Source organism: Pseudomonas sp. BJa3 (genome assembly GCF_026343815.1).
Classification (GTDB): Bacteria; Pseudomonadota; Gammaproteobacteria; order Pseudomonadales; family Pseudomonadaceae; genus Aquipseudomonas; species Aquipseudomonas soli.
Map to the genome: position 1 here is coordinate 1 of NZ_JAOXMC010000620.1, position 229 is coordinate 229.

1 protein-coding gene is annotated in these 229 nt (G+C 62.0%); it reads left to right on the top strand.

Features of this window, described 5'->3' with window-relative positions; genetic code table 11:
• Positions 1-229, top strand: a 229-nt coding sequence (locus tag OH705_RS29030) for a hypothetical protein (protein ID WP_267303677.1), incomplete at both ends; no start/stop codon positions are given.

Here is a 229-nt window from a genome sequence, read left to right on the forward strand (position 1 = left end):
GATGGCAAGTGGAACCAAATCAGCTCGTCAAAGAGCGATGGCTCGCGACTGCGCGTCCTGGGCTCTGCGCGGAACGGCGATATCTACGCGCTGCGCGACGATGGCAAGGCGCCGGCCAGCTTCGGCACGCTGGATGCCAGTAGCGGAAAGTTTACGGAACTCTTCAAGGACACGGTGTCCGATGTCTCCGGCTACATCCAGTCGGTCGACGGTTCCGAGCGGATCCTCG